Source organism: Citrobacter sp. CF971 (assembly GCF_006385635.1).
GTDB classification, from domain to species: Bacteria; Pseudomonadota; Gammaproteobacteria; order Enterobacterales; family Enterobacteriaceae; genus Citrobacter; species Citrobacter freundii.
The window spans coordinates 1966691-1986101 of record NZ_CP041051.1 but is presented as its reverse complement, the minus strand read 5'-3'; the positions used below and the strand labels follow the sequence as shown (position 1 = coordinate 1986101).

Sequence of the window (19411 nt, the reverse complement as noted above, 5' to 3'; positions counted from 1 at the left end):
TTTTACATAATAAAAACCACGTAAAAACAATGGATTTATGGTGATGTTAAACAATAAACGACTCTCTCGCTGGCTCGCGTTTTTTACGCTGGCAGCGACCTTCGCGTTAGCACTTCCGGCTCAGGCAAACACCTGGCCGCTGCCACCGCCGGGAAGCCGTCTGGTGGGCCAGAATACCGTTCACGTTGTTGAAGACAATGGCGGTTCTCTGGAGGCGATTGCGAAAAAATATAATGTCGGCTTTTTAGCGCTGCTGCAGGCCAACCCCGGCGTTGACCCTTACGTACCACGTCCGGGCAGCGTGCTGACTATACCGTTACAAACTCTGCTACCTGACGCCCCGCGCGAAGGTATTGTTATCAACCTCGCCGAACTGCGTCTTTATTATTACCAGCCGGGGACCAATTCGGTGACCGTTTATCCTATTGGTATTGGCCAGTTAGGTGGTGACACGCTGACGCCTACGATGGTAACCACCATTTCTGATAAACGCGCCAACCCCACCTGGACGCCGACGGCAAATATCCGCGCGCGATACAAAGCAAACGGAATTGACCTGCCTGCCGTTGTACCTGCCGGTCCGGATAACCCGATGGGCCATCATGCAATTCGCTTAGCGGCATACGGCGGCGTTTATCTGCTGCACGGCACCAATGCTGACTTTGGCATCGGCATGCGCGTCAGTTCCGGCTGTATTCGTCTGCGCGACGGTGATATCGAAACCCTGTTCCGTCAGGTAACGCCCGGAACTAAGGTCAATATTATCAATACGCCGATCAAAGCATCCGTTGAGCCTAACGGCGTGCGGCTGGTAGAAGTGCATCAGCCGCTGTCCGAAAAAATCAATGACGACCCGCAACTGTTGCCAATCGTGCTGAACGCGTCCATGCAGACATTTAAAAATGCGGCGCGAACAGATACCGCCGTCATGGATCATGCGATGGAGATTCGCTCAGGCATGCCGGTCGATGTGACCCGTCATCACGACGTTGCTCAACAGCCGATGTAAACTCCGCACATAAAAAAAACCCCGCTGGATTTTATTCCGCGGGGGTTTTTTATTTAACTCGCAGTGGCATTGCGATGGGTTAAATCTTATTTGTAGATAACAGCAGTCCCATGAAGGGTGTTAGGGCCGGTAACGGAAGTAATACGGAAAGACTTCGCACCCATCTCATCGGCTTTCTGCGCCAGTTGATCTTCCAGTGAACCTAAGTTAGTCCCCGCATTCGCAGAAATAGTACCGACTTTCTCTTGACCCGCAGGTGTGGACTGAACTTCAACAGCGGCGAAGCTTGCAAATGACAGTGAGCTAAGAACAGCAGCAACAAACAGGGTTTTTACGTTTTTCATGATAGTGACCTTTAGCAGATGAATGGGTGTCGGAAAGATTAACTTAACGATCGATAGGTAAATCATAGATGTGACCCAGGTCACACGTCAATACTTTTTTATAATGATCGTTATATAAAATATAAAGGTCTTATTTTTCATGACAATAGATATAATTTATTTTTATCGTGAATCCGCTGGAGTGTGCAGTCGAATATTTTTATAATGGTTATTCAATAAACCCAACAAAGGTACATCGGCGCCATGACAACTGAAACGACAGGTTGTGCAAAAAAAAGCCGTGGCCGACCAAAAGTGTTCGACAGGGAAGCCGCGCTTGATAAGGCCATGACACTCTTCTGGCAGCACGGATATGAAGCGACCTCGCTCGCCGATCTCGTAGAAGCTACCGGCGCAAAAGCGCCCACGCTGTATGCGGAGTTCACCAATAAAGAAGGGTTGTTCCGTGCCGTGCTGGACCGCTACATCACCCGCTTTGCGGCGAAACACGAAGCTCAGCTGTTTTGTGAAGAAAAAAGCGTTGAGTCCGCACTGGAAGACTATTTCACCGCCGTAGCGACCTGCTTTACCAGCAAGGACACCCCGGCGGGATGTTTCATGATTAACACTTCTGCGACGCTGGCAGCCTCTTCCCGCGATATTGCGCACACGGTGAAATCCCGCCATGCAATGCAGGAACAGACGCTTACTCAGTTTCTTCATCAGCGTCAGCAACGAGGTGAAATCCCCGCCTACTGTGACGTGCAAAAACTGGCTGAATACCTGAACTGTATTTTACAAGGTATGTCGATCAGCGCCCGTGAAGGTGCAACGTTTGAAAAACTGATGCAGATCGCACGTACCACCCTGCGGCTGTGGCCCGAACTCGTCAAAGCTTAACCCTTTCCCGCAATTCCCCCACTGTACTAACACCCCCGGGAGCTGATAAAGCCCCCGGTTAGATTCCCGTTCCATTGCCCCTACATTTCTCATTGTTTTCATCGTGTTATCCGATCATTTTTTGTAAAAGGTATTGATAACGACAATTGTTATCAGCAATATTCGCATTTGTTTTAATACCTGTTTCACAATGTAACCATCGGTTTCTCTACCGCCATAACAAAAACAGATCGACTCTTTTTAAAAGGAATACAAATGAATAAGCGTCTCTGGGTGCTCAATCCTCTCCTGTTGTCTTTAACCCTCCCGGCCATTGCGGCTGAGGAAGAGAACCTCATCGTCAGCGCCAACCGTAGCCAACGCACCGTGGCAGAAATGGCGCAAACGACCTGGGTTATTGAAGGAAGCGAGATTGAACAACAGGTTCAGGGGGGGAAAGAGTTCAAGGATGTTCTTGCTCAGTTAATCCCAGGAATCGATGTCAGTAGCCAGGGGCGTACAAACTACGGCATGAACATGCGTGGTCGCGCCATTGTCGTGCTCATTGACGGTGTCCGTCTGAACTCCTCGCGAACCGACAGCCGTCAACTTGACTCCATTGACCCGTTTAACATTGCGCACATTGAAGTCATTTCAGGCGCAACCTCACTTTATGGCGGTGGCAGTACCGGCGGATTAATCAACATCGTCACCAAAAAAGGCCAGCCGGAGCGTGAAGTAGAACTCGAACTGGGGAGCAAAAGTGGCTTCAACAACAGTAACGATCATGATGAACGCGTTGCCGCGGCGGTGAGTGGAGGAACAGATCGCGCTTCCGGGCGTATGTCCGTCGCGTATCAACGATTTGGCGGCTGGTATGACGGTAATCACGATGCCCTGCTGCTGGATAACACCCAAACCGGGCTACAGCACTCTGATCGTCTGGACGTGATGGGCACCGGGACGATTGAACTTGACGACAACCGTCAGTTGCAACTGGTTACACAGTATTACAAGAGCCAGGGGGATGATGATTACGGACTGGATCTCGGCGAGAACATGTCCGCCGTGACCGGAAACGGTAAAGCTTATACCAGCAGCGGACTGAATTCCGATCGTATTCCCGGCACCGAACGTCATCTGATCAGCCTGCAATATTCAGATGCGGATTTTTTCGGCCAGAACCTGGTCAGCCAAATCTATTACCGCGACGAATCGCTGAAATTCTATCCTTTCCCGACGCTTAGCAAAGGTAAGGTCACCAGTTTCTCCGCATCACAGCAGGACACAGACCAGTTTGGCGCCAAAATTACCCTCAACAGCCAGTTGATGGATAACTGGGAGTTGACGTGGGGTATCGATGCCGATCACGAGACCTTCGATTCCAATCAGAAATTCTTCGATCTGGCCTGGTCCCTGCCCTCTGGCGGCATGGATAACCGCACCGCTTATACCACCGGGCGTTACCCCGGTTACAGCATCACCAATTTCGCGCCTTTCCTGCAAAACAGCTATGACATTAACGACATCTTTACCCTCAGCGGCGGCGTGCGCTATCAATGGACCGAAAACAGGGTTGATGATTTCGTTGGCTATGCTCAACAGCAGGGAATCGCGACCGGACTTGCGAACTCTGCCGATACCATTCCGGGTGGCAAAACCGATTACGATAATTTCTTGTTCAACGCCGGTATCCTCGCCCATCTGACTGACCGTCAGCAAACGTGGTTTAATTTCTCTCAGGGCGTGGAGCTTCCGGATCCAGGGAAATATTACGGTAACGGCACCTATTCGCTGGTTGGCGATCATTACCAGCTCCAGCGCAGCGTCAACGTGGCGGATTCACGTCTGGAAGGGATTAAAGTTAACTCGTACGAACTGGGATGGCGCTACACCGGCGATAGTCTGCGCACGCAACTGGCCGCTTACTACTCGACTTCAGATAAATCGATCGTTATCAACCGCAGCGATATGACCATTAACGTTCAACCCGACGATCGCCGTATTTATGGCCTTGAAGGCGCGGTGGATTATTTCATTGCGGATACGGACTGGAGCCTGGGCGGCAACTTCAATGTCATTAAATCAGAAGTGAAACAGAACGGTAAATGGCAAAAATGGGATGTGACTCTGGCCTCACCGTCGAAAGCAACCGCGTGGGTCGGCTGGGCACCAGAACCGTGGACCTTGCGCGTACAGAGCCAGCAAACATTTGATCTTACCGACGCCAGCGGCAATAAGCTGGATGGCTATAACACCATGGACTTTATCGGCAGCTATCAGCTCCCGTTGGGTAAGCTGACCTTTAGCGTGGAAAACCTGCTGAATGAAGAGTACACCACGCTGTGGGGACAACGTGCGCCACTGCTGTACAGCCCAACCTACGGCAGTCCGTCACTGTATGAATACAAGGGCCGGGGGCCGCACCTTTGGTCTGAACTATGCCTTAACCTTCTGATAAAAAAAGCCCCCCAGCCTGAGCGAATGGGGGGCTAATGTTCAGGATAATGCTATTTTACGCTTTGTTATTCAGTACCAACTGTCCGTTGTTATCCAACGGAATTTGCGCGCCGGGGTCCTTATCCATACGGATTTTCCCCTGCTGATCGCCAATTTTGTACGTCACGTCGTAGCCCAGCATCTTTTCAGATTTGTCATACACCGTTTTACAACGCTGCTGCGTGGTGGTGTAAGTATCGTTTTCCTGCATCGAACCCTGAATCTGATTACCTGCATAGCCGCCGCCTAAAGCCCCGGCCACGGTGGCAATATCTTTACCACGTCCGCCGCCAAACTGGTGGCCAATAACGCCACCCGCAACCGCACCCAATACGGAACCCGCAATACGGTTTTCATCTTGTACCGGCTTACGGTGCGTGACAGTTACGTTCCGGCACTCCTGACGCGGTGTTTTTACCGACTCTTTAATCGGTGTTGCAGAGACAACTTGCGCATACTGTGGGCCACGCTCGAAAACGTTCAGACTGGCCACTGCTGCAACACCCAGCGCAGCAGCTACGCCAATCCCTATACCCGCCAACATTGATTTATTCACGGGACTTCCTCCTTTTTTGCTATTAGCAACAACTTTGCAACAGAAGGTAAGGAATGCCAATCAGATTACGGATGAAAATAGCAGGATGAGGCACGAACGCAGGATGATTCGGAGAACTCTGAAGGAAGGCGCCGGATGCGTAAAATCATCCGGCGCCACAAGTCGATATTAATGCAGTTTCAGACGCGGGCGAATCACCCGGTTGATACTGCCGACCAGCATCATCAGGCCGGTTTTGAAGTAGCCGTGTAAAGCAATCTGGTGCATGCGGTACAGTGAGATGTATACAAAGCGCGCAATACGCCCTTCCACCATCATCGAACCACGGGTCAGGTTGCCCATCAGGCTACCCACGGTAGAAAAGTTAGAGAGCGAGACCAGAGAGCCGTGATCTTTGTACTGATACGCTTTCAGTGGCTTGCCGTTCATCTGTGCCAGAATATTGTTCATCGCACAGGTCGCCATCTGGTGTGCTGCCTGAGCGCGCGGAGGCACAAAACCCCCTTCCGGGCGCGCGCAGGAAGCGCAGTCGCCAATCGCGTACACGTCAGGATCGCGCGTGCTCTGCAGAGTTGGCTCAACCACCAGTTGGTTAATACGGTTCGTTTCGAGACCGCCAATGTCTTTCATAAAGTCTGGCGCTTTGATACCCGCCGCCCACACCATCAGGTCGGCTTTAATGTATTCGCCATCTTTGGTGTGCAGTCCGCCTTCGTCAGCGCTGGTGACCATCGTCTGGGTCAGTACGCGTACGCCCAGTTTGGTTAACTCATTATGCGCAGCACCGGAAATACGCGGCGGCAACGCAGGCAGAATGCGCTCGCCAGCTTCCACCAGCGTAACGTTCAGCGCATCGTTGGTCAGCCCTTTGTAACCATAGCTGTGCAGCTGTTTTACCGCATTGTGCAGCTCAGCGGAGAGCTCAACCCCCGTCGCACCACCGCCCACAATGGCGATATTCACTTTTCCGTTAGCGCCCAGATTCGCGGAATACTTCAGGAACAGATTCAGCATCTCCTGGTGGAAACGACGCGCCTGATGCGGGTTATCGAGGAAAATGCAGTTTTCTTTCACGCCAGGAGTGTTGAAATCGTTGGAGGTACTGCCCAACGCCATCACCAGCGTGTCATACGGCACTTTACGCTCAGGAACCAGCAGATCCCCCTTCTCATCGCGCAGCTCAGCGAGAGTAATGGTCTTCGCTTCACGATCGATATCTATCACCGAACCTAACTGAAACTGGAAGCCATGGTTACGGGCATGTGCCAGATAGCTCAGCGCATCCACGCCTTCATCCAGTGAACCCGTCGCCACTTCATGCAGTAACGGTTTCCACAAATGACTGTGGTTTCTGTCTACCAGTGTGATTTTGGCCTTTTTCTTACGCCCGAGTTTTTTACCCAACTGCGTCGCCATTTCCAGTCCGCCAGCACCGCCGCCGACAATCACGATCCTTTTCAATGGTGTAGTCAACGTGAACCCCCTCAAATTTATTAACCAATTGTTAATTAAAAGTTATTAATATAGCTCTTAATTAACAACAAGTTACAGTAATGAAAATGTTCTTCGAGAGTGAGAATAACACGAACGGTGCATTGGTCATACCAAAATTGATGTGTATCAAGTTTTGATGCTGAAAAGATAGACAACCGGAACTTTAAGAACAAAAAAACCAGCCCGATGGCTGGTTTTTTACGCATTCAATAAGGATTAACCTAACGTCTTGAACGCTTTGATGCGCTGCAAATGCGGAGAGATATTCTTAAACTTATGCGTCTGCTCTTCGTCCCAGACTATCTCGTAAAAGTGATGCAGCTCTTCCGACGAACGCTGGCTATTGAGCGCTTCATCATGACGCGACAGGATAACCAGACAGCGATCGCGATTCTTTTCGCGGAAATTGGTCACGCATTTTGTTGCGATGTCTGCATACTCCTCAGGTCTGTCAATTTTGCCTTCCATGTTCTCATACGGAAACAGGTTAGGATTAAACACGACCTGACGAATATCACACAGAAAACCAATCCGTTCAGCCCAATATCCCCCGAGCCCCACACCACAAATCAGCGGACGGTCATCCACATTCAGCTGTAGCATTTTGTCCACTTCTTTCAGCAGATGCTGCATATCATGTTTAGGATGCCGCGTACTGTAGCTAATCAGCCTGACATCCGGGTCGATGAATTGCAGCTGCAACACCTTCTCATGGTTGCCCGGGCTGTTAGAGTCAAAACCGTGTAAATAGATAATCATCGCATCCTCGCCAAACTTGCGTTAATGACCTGCTTTCTCTTCCTGCCAGCGCTCATGAAGCTGGTTTAGCTGAGCGCTTACCGTCTTCCAGCGTGCCGAATCCATCAGTTCCTGACGTGAAAATGAACCTTTATGATACAAACGTGTAACACGTTCTGCATTGATCGGCGACAGATTATCTAACACACTGACCGCTCCCTTACGATTATTGCAGACCAGGATCATATCGCAACCTGCATCCAGCGATGCCTGTCCACGCTGGGCATAGCTTCCCATAATCGCCGCCCCTTCCATCGACAAATCGTCGGAGAAAATGACACCATCGAAGCCAAGCTCCTGGCGCAGCACCGTTTTCAGCCAGTGAGATGAGCCACTCGCCGGACGCGGATCTACATCACTGTAGATAACGTGCGCAGGCATAATGGCATCCAGTTTGTTCTCCGTAATCAACGTCTGGAACACGGACATATCTTTCGCACGAATCTCGGCTTCTGAGCGAGGATCGGTTGGGGTTTCTTTGTGTGAATCCGCCGTCACGGCCCCATGACCAGGGAAATGTTTACCGGTCGTTTTCATACCTGCGGCATGCATACCGTCAATGAAGCGGGTCGCCATCGCCAATGCTTTTAGCGGATCGGCGTGGTAAGAACGCTCGCCGATTGCGGCGCTGATATGGCCCACATCCAGTACCGGTGCAAAGCTGATATCAATGTCCATCGCGATCATTTCGCTGGCCATCAACCATCCGGCGTCCTGAGCCAGTTTGCCGCCCTCTTCCAGACCGTGCAGCGCGGCAAACGATTGAGCCGCAGGCAGGCGAGTAAAGCCTTCTCGAAAACGCTGTACACGTCCGCCTTCCTGATCTACCGCCACCACCAGATGGTTACGTGACGCAGTCCGGATTTGTCGCACTAATTCACGCAGCTGTTCCGGGTCATGATAATTTCGGGTAAAGAGGATCAACCCACCTACCAGCGGATGCGCCAGAATCTCACGCTCTTCTGCGTCCAGCTCATACCCTTCGACATCCAACATTACTGGGCCCACACTGCTCTCCTTATCCTTTCATTGTTAGCTGCCGCCAGGTTTCATCGGCCAGCCTAATAAATTGTCTATCGCCGGTTTGCCGCCAGCGATACTCAAACCACCCCGCCTTCAGCATCATTATCCAGGGTTGCCATTGTCTGACTTGTCGCCACAAAACGTCTGGCTCAATGTGCGCTCGTTGGGCGTAGGTGCTAACCAGCTGTTGGTGCTGGGATTCATCGCTGACCCATACCGCCGCCAGCTCCAGGGCAATATCACCGTCTCCGGCGTATTCCCAGTCAATCAGCCGCAGCCCTGAGGCTGTGCGTACGATGTTGTCACCGTGAACATCCATATGCAGCGGCCCCAGACGCAAAGGTCGAGGCTCACCTCGTTTCCTTAGCCGCTTCAGCGCGCGCAGCCAGCATGGTGTACGACGCGCCGGATCGCCACACTGCCAGTACTGTTCAAGTAGCGGCAGCAGGCTGATTCGCCAGCCCAATCGGGGTTGCTGGTGCAGATGATACAGTAAGCCTGCGAGTTCGTCGGCGTCCGGTAATCTGGATTCTACCTTACCGTGAAAAAACTCGACGGCCATCCACCCACGCGTATAAAAATGAGGACGTGGCGCAAGGTTTTCTGGCAGATGTTTTAACGCATGATATTGGCGTAAGAAATGCGATTCCGGCGCATCAGGGTCGTGATGACAACGCAGTACCAGCCGGTGAGAATGATGCTCAATGATGCAGCTCCCGCCGCTCAGGCCAGTTTGGCTGGCTGCGACGGGATGATACTGCGGGAAATAGCGCGACAACACTTCGCCGCGCGTGAGTCTGTTATTGTTGCTGAACGGCACCTTTACCTGACCAGATTATCTCGCCAGTTTGTACCAGCATTAATTGCATTTGCAGCGCAGGCGAATTGACGTTGCCGGATGCGCTGGAATAAAGCACATACTGCGCGCCAACGTTACGGGCGATACCAATCGCTTTACTGCGCGTTCCCAGACTATCGTTCGGCGACAGACCTAACTGCTGCTTGGCGACTGCCAGTTGCTGAGCGGAAACCAGAGTAAACTTACCGTTATTCGCCAGAGCATTACGTAAGGTTTCGGTGGCTTCACCCGCGTTCAGCGAGCCGTTGGTGCGGTTATTCACGCTATCAACCAGCAGAACGCCGCCCGCTTTGACGCCGTCGGCCTGCAGCATTTTTCCGACCATCGGCTGCATAGCCCCATTCCAGTCATAATGACGTTGACGTGGCGTCGGCTGCGCCGTTTGGTCCTCGTGCTCAATCGGACCCGGCTGCTGCGGTATGGTTGGCACCGTTGGCACTACCGGCACCGGCTGTTGCGGCTGCACAGGCTGTTCCGGCACCGGCTTGACTTCCTCTACCGGTGCGGGCTCTCGTTGCACCACACAGCCAGAGAGAAACATCGCCAGCGCGGCAATCAGTGCGTAGCGATTCATTTTGATCATCAAGATTCACCCCTTACAAATAAAGATAAAGTCTAACCTTGTGCGCCCCCAGAAAATTGGCGCTGCCGTACAGCGTCACCGACGAATGAGCCGGAATAGTCACGCTGCGCGGCGCTTCCAGAGGATGCATTTCCAGTCCTCTGGCGTCATACCAGTAAAACCGATAATGAACGGTGACGGGTTCTTGTCTTTCGTTATAGAGTCGCGAGGATGCCGAGGCCTGAATATCAGACGTGGTTAACGTGGGCTGTTCTGCTGTTATACCTGCCGCCAAAATCGTTGACTCCATCACCAGCGACTGTTCATCACTTACCGGAATTTCTGGGTGTGTTCGACAACCCGCCAGTAGCAGCAAGCCCAGTGAAAGTACAATGCATCCTCTGATCATGCCTACAGACCTTTATGCGCGAGCATTGGGCCAAGCGCACGGCCACCCAGCAGGTGCATATGAATGTGATACACCTCCTGACCCCCGTGGCGGTTGGTGTTCATGATTAAGCGGTACCCATCTGCAGCAATGCCTTCCTGCTCAGCAATTTTCGCTGCAACGGTGATCATGCGGCCCAATGCCTGTTCATGTTCAGCCGTCACATCGTTGACGGTTGGGATCAGGATGTTAGGAATGATCAGAATATGCGTAGGTGCCTGAGGGGAAATATCACGAAACGCAGTGACCAGTTCATCCTGGTATACGATATCCGACGGAATTTCACGACGGATAATTTTGCTGAATATAGTTTCTTCTGCCACGACGTTTTCCTTTTTCATTAACAGCCCAAGCGTTTTGCCATGCTACGCCGGGTAACTCTGCGAGTATAGAGTATGAGCGAGTTACTCACGCTCTTTCAACTTTAACCCTCGATTTTTTAAGCGAAAACCCCAGTCAATGCTGCTCTTATAACCATTTCCCAGCGCTATTGCTCAAGCATAGTACTGAAACAATATTTCATTTATGTCGTAGCATCCGTTTACACATTAAGTGCTAATGCGTATATTTCGCATTTGTATTTACATGCGCATTTAATAATTTACAACCAAAGGGCTCATCACAACTACCGGTGATTCGAACTTAATATTAATAATTATCAAGGACTTTTCGATGTCTTTCACAACACTCAACGGGAATATTCAACGCCAACCGGGGCTTGCCCCTTCTGCGCTGGCAGCCTGCATCACGCTAGCGCTTTTACCTTCCACCAGCCTCGCAGCCCCTGCTGAAGAGACAGTGATCGTGGAGGGTTCTGCTCCAGCCGCATCCAGCGACGAACAGGATTACAGCGTTAAATCGACGACCGCGGGCACAAAAATGCAGATGACACAGCGCGATATTCCGCAATCGGTCAGCATTGTCAGCCAGCAGCGCATGGAAGATCAGCAGTTGCAAACGCTGGGCGATGTGATGGACAACACGTTGGGGATAAGCAAAAGCCAGGCGGATTCCGATCGCAGCAGCTATTACTCGCGCGGATTTCAGATTGATAACTATATGGTCGATGGGATCCCGACCTATTTTGAATCCCGCTGGAATCTCGGTGACGCCCTTTCCGACACCGCCCTTTTTGAGCGTGTCGAAGTGGTCCGTGGTGCAAACGGACTGATGACCGGGACGGGTAACCCTTCAGCCTCCATTAACATGATCCGTAAGCATGCCACCAGCCGCGAGTTCACCGGTAATGTTTCTGCAGAATATGGCAGTTGGAACAAACAACGCTATGTGACCGATCTGCAAAGCCCGCTTACGGCAGACGGCAATGTGCGTGGTCGCATCGTGGCGGGTTACCAGAATAACGACTCCTGGCTTGATCGCTACAATAGCGAAAAAATGTTCTTCTCCGGGATTGTCGATGCCGATTTGGGTGACACCACCAGCCTGTCTGCAGGTTATGAATACCAGCGCATTGATATCAACAGCCCAACCTGGGGTGGATTACCGCGCTGGAATACCGATGGCAGTAAAAACAGCTATGACCGTTCGCGCAGCACTGCGCCGGACTGGGCTTACAACGATAAAGACTTCAACAAAGTGTTTGTCACCATCAAACAACGTTTTGCCGATACCTGGCAGGCGACCATGAACGCCACCCACTCCGAGGTCAAGTTCGACAGTAAAATGATGTACCTCGATGCCTATGTTAATAAGGCCGACGGCACGCTGATTGGCCCATATGGCAACTATGGTCCGGGATATGACTATGTCGGAGGAACCGGCTGGAACAGCGGTAAACGTAAAGTGGATGCTGTCGATCTATTTGCCGACGGCGGTTACGATCTGTTTGGTCGTCAGCATAATCTGATGCTGGGCGGCAGCTACAGTAAACAGAATAACCGTTATGAAAGCTCGTGGGCGAACGTTTTCCCCAACGAAATCGGCAGCTTCTATACCTACGATGGTAACTTCCCGGAAACTAACTGGAAACCGCAGTCATTGGCTCAGGACGATACCACGCACATGAAATCGCTGTACGCCGCAACGCGTATTTCGCTGGCCGACCCACTGCATTTGATTGTCGGCGCGCGTTATACCAATTGGCGTATCGACACCCTGACCTACAGCATGGAGCAAAACCACACCACCCCGTACGCGGGCCTGGTGTATGACATTGACGATAACTGGTCTACCTACGCCAGCTATACCTCAATCTTCCAGCCGCAGAACAAGCGCGACAGTTCCGGTAAATATCTCTCTCCGATTACCGGCAACAACTATGAGCTTGGCCTGAAGTCCGACTGGATGAACAGCCGTTTAACCACCACACTCGCGGTGTTCCGCATTGAACAGGATAACGTAGCGCAATCAACCGGCGTGCCAATCGCCGGTAGCAATGGCGATACGGCCTTTAAAGCGATGGATGGTACAGTCAGCAAAGGGGTCGAATTCGAAATTAACGGTGCGATCACCGATAACTGGCAGATGACGTTTGGCGCGACACGCTATGTTGCTGAAGACAACGAAGGCAATGCTGTAAACCCTAACCTGCCACGGACCACGGTAAAACTGTTCACCCGTTATCGCCTGCCAGCCATGCCGGAACTGACCGTAGGCGGCGGAGTCAATTGGCAGAATCGTGTTTACAGCGATACGGTCACGCCTTATGGCACATTCCGCGCGGAACAGGGAAGCTACGCCCTGGTAGATTTGTTCACCCGTTACCAGGTAACAAAAAACTTCTCAGTGCAGGGTAACCTCAATAACCTGTTCGATAAAACCTACGACACGAATATCGACGGTTCTATCGTTTATGGTGAGCCGCGCAACGTCAGCATCACCGCAAGCTATCAGTTCTGACACCAGGTATTGCGTAGAATTGCTAACCTGCTGACTTAGGTTGCAAATTCTCATCAAACTCCAGCCGCTTTCTGTCGGGTTCTACCGCAGTCAGCGGCTGCACCTCTGCCAGCGTCTTCTGGCAGCGCTCAACCAGCACCTGATATTCGCGAGTGCCCTGTTTTTTCCACACCAGCTCCTGCTCAGTTAACATGCGAATCGCTTTCGCCGGGCTGCCGACAATCAGATGGTTGGCAGGCATCTCGGCGCGCGCTTTCACAAACGCCGAAGCACCAACGATACTGTTCTCACCAATGGTCGCGCCATCGATAATCACCGCGCTCATGCCGACCAGCGCGTTACGCCCTATCACACAGCCGTGCAGAATCGCTCCGTGGCCGATATGTCCGTCCTCTTCCACCACCGTATCCTGGCCGGGAAATCCGTGCATCACGCAGTTATCCTGGATATTCGCCCCATCTTTAACCACGATACGCCCAAAATCTCCGCGCAGGCTGGCATTGGGGCCAACATAAACACCTTTGCCGAGAATGACATCGCCAATCAGCACTGCGGTTGGGTGAACATAGCTTTCCGCAGGAACTACCGGGATCATCCCGTCAATCTGGTAAATCGGCATGGCTTCTCCTGTTACGCCTCGGCTAATCCGCCGAAGCGTTGATAATAGAGCGGCCCTGGCGCGGGTAGTTCCCCCACCGAGCTCTCGCCTTTTTCGCTGACGAAAACCTGGGCGCCGGGCGCAACACGTTGATAAATATTAATACACAGCTGACGCGCCGTCTGCCCAAGCCAGTGAGCAGGCAACAATTCTTCCGGCAACAGCGGATCTTTGAGCACAACCCGACGATAAAGGTGAATGAGCAACAGGCGGATCTGGAAGCAGCGCTCTGGCGTAAGTTCGTCCGGCCCGACGTCACGCAGCAACGGTAACAACGGACGGAACAGAGTGATAAACGCCTCGTACATGGCATTTTGTTCGGTTAAGTGCCAGCACCCTTCTACCCGCTCACGCAGCGCGGCGCGGGAGAGCGCCAACGGCGAATGCGCCTCAAAAACGATGACGTTTTCCGCCACCCCAGCTTCATGGAGCAGCGACTGGACGTCCGCCAGCTTTTGCGATGGTGACGCCAGCAGACTCGGCGCCAGTACGCCAAAACCTTGCCATAACAGCTGCTTTTTAACTTCGGCCAGGATGTTTTTTTCCAGCCCTTCGGAGAGCAGCAGCAGCCAGGTACCGTCCCACTCAGGGGCGCTGGCACGGTAGATTTTGCTCTCGGCGCGACGCGTCAAGCGTAGCCCTTTATCGCTCAGGCGGTAGAAACTGCGTCGGCCGATACGTACCACGTCCAGCCATTCTTCTTTATTAAGGCGAAACAGTGCGGTACGTACAAAACGCTCACCGAAGCCAAGCCCTTCCAGCAGCGCGGCAACACTACCCAACCAGACTTCTCCACCGCGTTGCGATAAACAGTCCCCGTAAAGCGAGGCGATAAGCGAGGTGCCGCTGACCGGCATTGCGGTTACCGCCTGCTGAATAAAACTATCGAGCTTTTCCATATGATTCATACTGTTGTCTTTTTTGTGCTTTTTGAATCATAGCACAGGAATAGATCAGCGATACGCCAGGAGTTTGTAGGCCGGATAAGGCAACGCCGCCATCCGGCAGCGTTGCGCCATTGTGCCTGATGGCGCTACGCTTATCAGGCCGACGAGACTTAGCCGTTGGCGGCAGCTTTACGCAGGTCAAACACGCGGCAGGCCTTGCCTTCGGAGCGTGGAATGCTGCCGCAATTGACGATGCTGACATCCGTTGAAATGCCGACCATCGACTTAATGCGATGACGCAGATGGTGGCAAATCTGGCAGCGCTGCTCGTGGCTTAGCACCAGGCTACTCTCTTTAAGCTCCACGCGTACCGAAAGTGAATCAAGATGGCCACGGCGATCCACTTCAAGCTGATAATGCGGGGCCAGATGATCAATCTTGAGGATCTCTTCTTCCACCTGAGACGGGAATACGTTGACGCCGCGAATAATCAGCATGTCGTCGCTGCGCCCGCTAATGCGATCCATACGACGCATCGTGCGCGCGGTTCCCGGCAGCAGGCGCGTCAGGTCGCGGGTACGATAACGAATGACCGGCAGCGCTTCTTTCGTCAGCGTGGTGAACAGCAGTTCGCCGTGCTCACCGTCAGCCAGTGGCGTACCGTCATCCGGATTGACCACTTCCGGGAAGAAATGATCCTCCCAGATTGTCGGACCATCACCCGTTTCGATGCACTCCATCGCCACGCCCGGCCCCATCACTTCCGACAGGCCATAAATATCGAGCGCCGTAATACCGAGGCGACGTTCGATCTCCGCGCGCATCCCCGTTGTCCACGGCTCTGCGCCAAAGACACCGGTACGCAGCGAACAGCCGCGCGCGTCACCGCCCATCTGGCGCTCCAGCTCTTCAATCAGGTTCAGGCAGTAGGATGGCGTAACCATGATCATGTCGGGCTTAAAATCACGGATCAGCTGCGCCTGTTTCTCGGTCTGGCCGCCGGACATCGGGATCACCGTCGCCCCTAAACGCTCGGCACCGTAGTGCGCGCCCAGGCCGCCGGTGAACAGGCCGTAGCCGTAGGCCACATGAATTTTATCCTTTGCCGAGCCGCCAGCGGCGCGCAGCGAACGGGCGACGATGTTCGCCCAGGTATCGATATCGTTCTGCGTGTAGCCAACGACGGTCGGTTTACCCGTGGTACCGGATGACGCATGGATACGCACTACCTGCTCCATCGGTACCGCGAAGGTATCAAACGGATAGTTGTCGCGCAGGTCCTGCTTGGTGGTGCAGGGAAACTTGCTCAGATCGTTCAGCTCACGGAAATCATCCGGGTGAACCCCCGCCGCATCAAATTTGCGACGGTACATCGGCACGTTTTCATAGGCGTGTTTTAACGTCCATTTCAGGCGCTCGGTCTGCAGAGCGACTAATTCGTCACGCGATGCGGTTTCAATTGGATCTAATTTTGTTGTAGTTGTCATGTTGTAGGGTACTTGCAGGTCAATTAGCTCACACTCGCTCAAGGATCATGGCAATGCCCTGACCCACGCCAATACACATCGTACACAGCGCATAGCGTCCATTGCGTCGTTCCAGCTCCAGCGTCGCGGCCAGCGCTAACCGCACACCGCTCATCCCCAGCGGGTGACCTAAAGCGATAGCCCCCCCATTGGGATTTACGTGTTCTGCATCATCTGCCAGTCCAAGCTGTCTCATCACTCCCAACGCCTGGGCGGCAAAGGCTTCATTCAGCTCAATTACATCCATATCGTTAATATTCAGCCCGGCGCGCTCCAGCACTTTAAGCACCGCCGGAACCGGCCCAAGCCCCATGTACTTCGGCTCAACGCCCGCGGTCGCCATGGCGACGATGCGCGCACGTGGCGTTAAGCCCTGCGCGGCGGCCTGCTGCTGGCTTGCGATAATCAACGCCGCAGCACCGTCATTGACACCGGAAGCGTTGCCCGCCGTCACCACGCCGCCCTTGCGGAACGGGGTTTTCAGCGAGGCCAGTTGCTCCAAAGTGGTTTCTGCACGCGGATGTTCATCTTCACGCACCGCGCTGACCGCACCTTTCTTACCAATAATCTGCACCGGCACAATTTCCTGCGCCAGAATGCCGTCGCGCTGCGCTTTCGCCGTACGCTGTTGGCTGCGGTACGCAAAGGCATCCTGGTCCCTTCGGCTTATATTTAACAATTCGGCTACATTCTCTGCCGTTTCCGGCATGCTGTCAGTACCAAATTGTTGCTGCATGAGCGGGTTCACAAAACGCCAGCCGATGGTGGTATCAAACATTTCCGCCTGACGCTGGTACGGCGCGGTGGCCTTGCCCATGACGAACGGCGCGCGGGACATGGACTCCACGCCACCGGCAATCATCAGGTCCGCATCACCCGCTTTAATGGCCCGCGCGGCAAAGCCAATTGCGTCCAGACCAGAGCCGCACAGGCGGTTAATGGTGGTACCGGACACGCCGTACGGATAACCCGCCAGCAGGGTCGCCATATGCGCCACGTTGCGGTTATCCTCGCCCGCCTGGTTGGCGCAACCGAAGATCACATCGTCAATAGCGCTGGCATCCAGGTGTGGGTTGCGGTTGAGTAATTCACGCAATGGAATGGCCGCCAGATCGTCGGCACGCACACCTGCCAGCGCCCCGCCGTAGCGACCAATCGGGGTACGAATACCGTCACAAATAAATGCGTCACGCATTAGACTTCTCCTGTAATCGTGCCGCCGATGCGGTGCGATTTTCCGCGAAACAGGGCAACGGTTTTTTGCTGTTGATTAACAATCTCAATGTCGTAAACGCCGGTCAGCTTGCCCTGCTGTTTCACCCGCGCGGTGGCGGTCAGCAGATCGCCAGTGAAGGCCGGGCGCAGGAAATCGATGCTCGCCGCCGACGCCACCGCCGCCAGCCCCTGGCTGTTACAGGCGTAGGCAAAGGCGGTGTCCGCGAGCGAAAACAGCTGCCCGCCGTGACAGGTCTGGTGGCCGTTGAGCATCGATGGCAGCACCGCCATCGTCATCTGCGCATAGCCTTCATCCATTTCGATAATCTCGATGCCCAGCGCGCGGGCGCAGGTATCTTTCTCGTACATGGCGCGGGCGTTGCGCCAGGCCTGGTTACTCATGACGCATCTCCAGCAGCGCCATCTGGCGCAGTCGCGCACTCGGGCGGTAGCGTTCTTCGCCGTAGTGCTGTTGTAGGTTTTCCAGCAGGCGCAACACGCGCCCCCAGCCAAGCGATTCACCCCAGGCAATCGGGCCACGTGGGTAGTTGACACCCAGCCGCATGGCGGTATCGATATCATCCGCGTTAGCAACGCCTTTTTGCACCGCATCCAGCGCTTCGTTCGCCAGCATCGCTACCGTACGCCATACCAGCAGGCCGGGATAATCAGCAATGTGCAGAACCTTTTTGCCCTGCTGCTGGAAGTAGTACACCGCTTTGTCGGTTGCCGACTGTGGGTTGGTTTGCGCGCTCGCCAGTACGACCGTGTCGCCCGCCGCATGGTCATAAACCACCACCGGGCGCTGATGCTGCACGCTTAAGGCCAACGCGGTTTCACCGGTAGTTTCCAGCAGCAGCACATCATCCAGCTCAGTGACAACGTCACGTTTAATGTTTTTTGCTGCATTTTCAGGCTGTACCGCTGCAACAGCCAGATCAGGCGATACTTCAACAGGCCAGCGATAGACACCGTGTCCACTCTTCTTGCCCAGACGCCCCGCCAGAGCGAGCTCCTGTTGCAGCAAAGACGGCAGAAAGCGGCGATCCTGCCAGAAGGCGTTAAATACCGAACAGGTAACGGCAAAGTTGACGTCCTGACCGATCAGATCGGTCAGCGCCAGCGGCCCCATAGGGAAACCGCCGCCGTCGCGTAGCGCCGCGTCAATCACTTCCGGCACGGCGACCTGTTCCTCCAGCGCACGCCAGGCTTCGGCGTAAAACGGGCGCGCCACGCGGTTGACAATAAAGCCCGGCGTGGAGCGGCAGCGCACCGGCTGCTTACCCCAGGCGCTCACGCATTGGCATAGCTGCTCAACCACTTCCGTTGAGGTGGCAAGGCCGCTCACCACTTCCACCAGTTTCATTACCGGTGCTGGATTAAAGAAGTGCAGCCCCGCCACCCGTTCCGGATGCTTCACTCCCGCCGCAATTGCGGTAATGGAAATCGACGAGGTATTGCTGGTCAGCAGCGTTGACGGCGAACAGATTTCCGCCAGTTGGCTGAACAGCGCCTGTTTAATCTCCAGGCGTTCCGAAGCGGCTTCAATTACTAACTGCGCATCGGCTAGCTGTGTTAATTCGGTTGCTGGCGTAATGCGTGCCAGCAGCGCCTGCGCCTGCTCGGCGCTGACTTTGCCGCGGCTAACGCGGGCGTTGAGGCGCTCGGCAATGCCGTCGATAGCGCGGGTAATCGCCTCAGGCGAAATGTCATACAGCCGCACCGCGTGTCCGGCACGGGCCGCCACTTCGACGATCCCGGCCCCCATGGTGCCGCCGCCAATCACGGCGACGGTGTGAAGAGTCTGGCTCATGGC

The 19411-nt window shown here is 53.8% G+C and carries 18 protein-coding genes and 1 pseudogene; 4 read left to right on the top strand and 15 right to left on the bottom strand.

The genetic code is table 11. From position 1 onward, the window contains the following. Positions 1-43: 43 nt before the first annotated feature. Complete coding sequence (locus E6P06_RS12970; protein WP_121571635.1) at positions 44-1009, top strand: L,D-transpeptidase family protein; 966 nt, start codon at positions 44-46, stop codon at positions 1007-1009. An 86-nt stretch (positions 1010-1095) separates the two neighbouring features. On the opposite strand, the gene bhsA is transcribed toward E6P06_RS12970, so the two are convergent. After that, positions 1096-1353: a multiple stress resistance protein BhsA gene (gene bhsA, locus E6P06_RS12965; protein WP_003030810.1), complete on the bottom strand. Its 258-nt coding sequence runs from the start codon at positions 1351-1353 to the stop codon at positions 1096-1098. Between the two features lie 243 nt (positions 1354-1596). Here bhsA and comR point away from each other — a divergent pair, with 243 nt between their 5' ends. Together comR and E6P06_RS12955 are read left to right on the top strand one after the other, a co-directional pair. Continuing rightward, a complete protein-coding gene (gene comR / locus E6P06_RS12960) occupies positions 1597-2232 on the top strand; it encodes a TetR family copper-responsive transcriptional repressor ComR (protein ID WP_044711798.1) in 636 nt (211 codons plus the stop codon). 255 nt (positions 2233-2487) lie between these two features. Next, positions 2488-4669: pseudogene (locus E6P06_RS12955) on the top strand (TonB-dependent siderophore receptor). A 57-nt stretch (positions 4670-4726) separates the two neighbouring features. Here E6P06_RS12955 and E6P06_RS12950 read toward each other — a convergent pair. The 8 genes from E6P06_RS12950 to hinT form a co-directional block, all read right to left on the bottom strand. Further along, entirely contained in the window at positions 4727-5266 is a 540-nt protein-coding gene (locus tag E6P06_RS12950) for a glycine zipper 2TM domain-containing protein (RefSeq protein ID WP_003030814.1), read from the bottom strand. Positions 5267-5434: 168 nt separating this feature from the next. Further along, positions 5435-6739: an NADH-quinone dehydrogenase gene (gene ndh / locus E6P06_RS12945; RefSeq protein ID WP_003030815.1), complete on the bottom strand. Its 1305-nt coding sequence runs from the start codon at positions 6737-6739 to the stop codon at positions 5435-5437. Positions 6740-6976: 237 nt separating this feature from the next. Then, positions 6977-7519, bottom strand: a complete 543-nt coding sequence (gene ycfP / locus E6P06_RS12940) for an alpha/beta hydrolase YcfP (RefSeq protein ID WP_003030817.1) — start codon at positions 7517-7519, stop codon at positions 6977-6979. Positions 7520-7540: 21 nt separating this feature from the next. Next, positions 7541-8566 carry a beta-N-acetylhexosaminidase gene (gene nagZ / locus E6P06_RS12935; protein WP_003846728.1) on the bottom strand — a complete coding sequence of 342 codons (1026 nt, stop codon included), beginning with the start codon at positions 8564-8566 and terminating at the stop codon, positions 7541-7543. 10 nt (positions 8567-8576) lie between these two features. Then, complete coding sequence (gene thiK / locus E6P06_RS12930) at positions 8577-9401, bottom strand: thiamine kinase (RefSeq protein ID WP_003841846.1); 825 nt, start codon at positions 9399-9401, stop codon at positions 8577-8579. Continuing rightward, positions 9382-10023 carry a penicillin-binding protein activator LpoB gene (gene lpoB / locus E6P06_RS12925; protein WP_003846732.1) on the bottom strand — a complete coding sequence of 214 codons (642 nt, stop codon included), beginning with the start codon at positions 10021-10023 and terminating at the stop codon, positions 9382-9384. The genes thiK and lpoB overlap by 20 nt, the downstream gene beginning before the upstream one ends. A 13-nt stretch (positions 10024-10036) precedes the next feature. Next, positions 10037-10411, bottom strand: coding sequence for a YcfL family protein (locus E6P06_RS12920; protein ID WP_003846733.1), 375 nt, complete (start codon positions 10409-10411; stop codon positions 10037-10039). A 2-nt stretch (positions 10412-10413) separates the two neighbouring features. Beyond that, positions 10414-10773, bottom strand: a complete 360-nt coding sequence (hinT, locus tag E6P06_RS12915; RefSeq protein WP_003030826.1) for a purine nucleoside phosphoramidase — start codon at positions 10771-10773, stop codon at positions 10414-10416. Positions 10774-11122: 349 nt separating this feature from the next. Here hinT and fhuE point away from each other — a divergent pair, with 349 nt between their 5' ends. After that, on the top strand, positions 11123-13309 hold the full coding sequence (gene fhuE / locus E6P06_RS12910; RefSeq protein WP_044711786.1) for a ferric-rhodotorulic acid/ferric-coprogen receptor FhuE: 2187 nt from the start codon (positions 11123-11125) through the stop codon (positions 13307-13309). Between the two features lie 22 nt (positions 13310-13331). Here fhuE and paaY read toward each other — a convergent pair whose 3' ends face one another. The 6 genes from paaY to E6P06_RS12880 form a co-directional block, all read right to left on the bottom strand. Then, positions 13332-13928, bottom strand: coding sequence for a phenylacetic acid degradation protein PaaY (gene paaY, locus E6P06_RS12905; RefSeq protein ID WP_044711783.1), 597 nt, complete (start codon positions 13926-13928; stop codon positions 13332-13334). Between the two features lie 11 nt (positions 13929-13939). Continuing rightward, positions 13940-14866 (bottom strand): phenylacetic acid degradation operon negative regulatory protein PaaX, encoded by a 927-nt coding sequence (gene paaX / locus E6P06_RS12900; protein ID WP_161805914.1) that lies wholly within the window; start codon positions 14864-14866, stop codon positions 13940-13942. A gap of 158 nt (positions 14867-15024) precedes the next feature. After that, positions 15025-16341, bottom strand: a complete 1317-nt coding sequence (gene paaK, locus E6P06_RS12895; RefSeq protein ID WP_044711779.1) for a phenylacetate--CoA ligase PaaK — start codon at positions 16339-16341, stop codon at positions 15025-15027. Positions 16342-16369: 28 nt separating this feature from the next. Further along, positions 16370-17575, bottom strand: coding sequence for a 3-oxoadipyl-CoA thiolase (gene pcaF, locus E6P06_RS12890; RefSeq protein WP_139935301.1), 1206 nt, complete (start codon positions 17573-17575; stop codon positions 16370-16372). Then, the gene (gene paaI / locus E6P06_RS12885) at positions 17575-17997 is read right to left on the bottom strand and encodes a hydroxyphenylacetyl-CoA thioesterase PaaI (RefSeq protein WP_061549515.1); all 423 of its coding nucleotides are present in this window, start codon (positions 17995-17997) and stop codon (positions 17575-17577) included. The genes pcaF and paaI overlap by 1 nt, the downstream gene beginning before the upstream one ends. Beyond that, positions 17990-19408 (bottom strand): 3-hydroxyacyl-CoA dehydrogenase, encoded by a 1419-nt coding sequence (locus tag E6P06_RS12880; protein ID WP_136346041.1) that lies wholly within the window; start codon positions 19406-19408, stop codon positions 17990-17992. The genes paaI and E6P06_RS12880 overlap by 8 nt, the downstream gene beginning before the upstream one ends. Between the last annotated feature and the right edge of the window lie 3 nt (positions 19409-19411).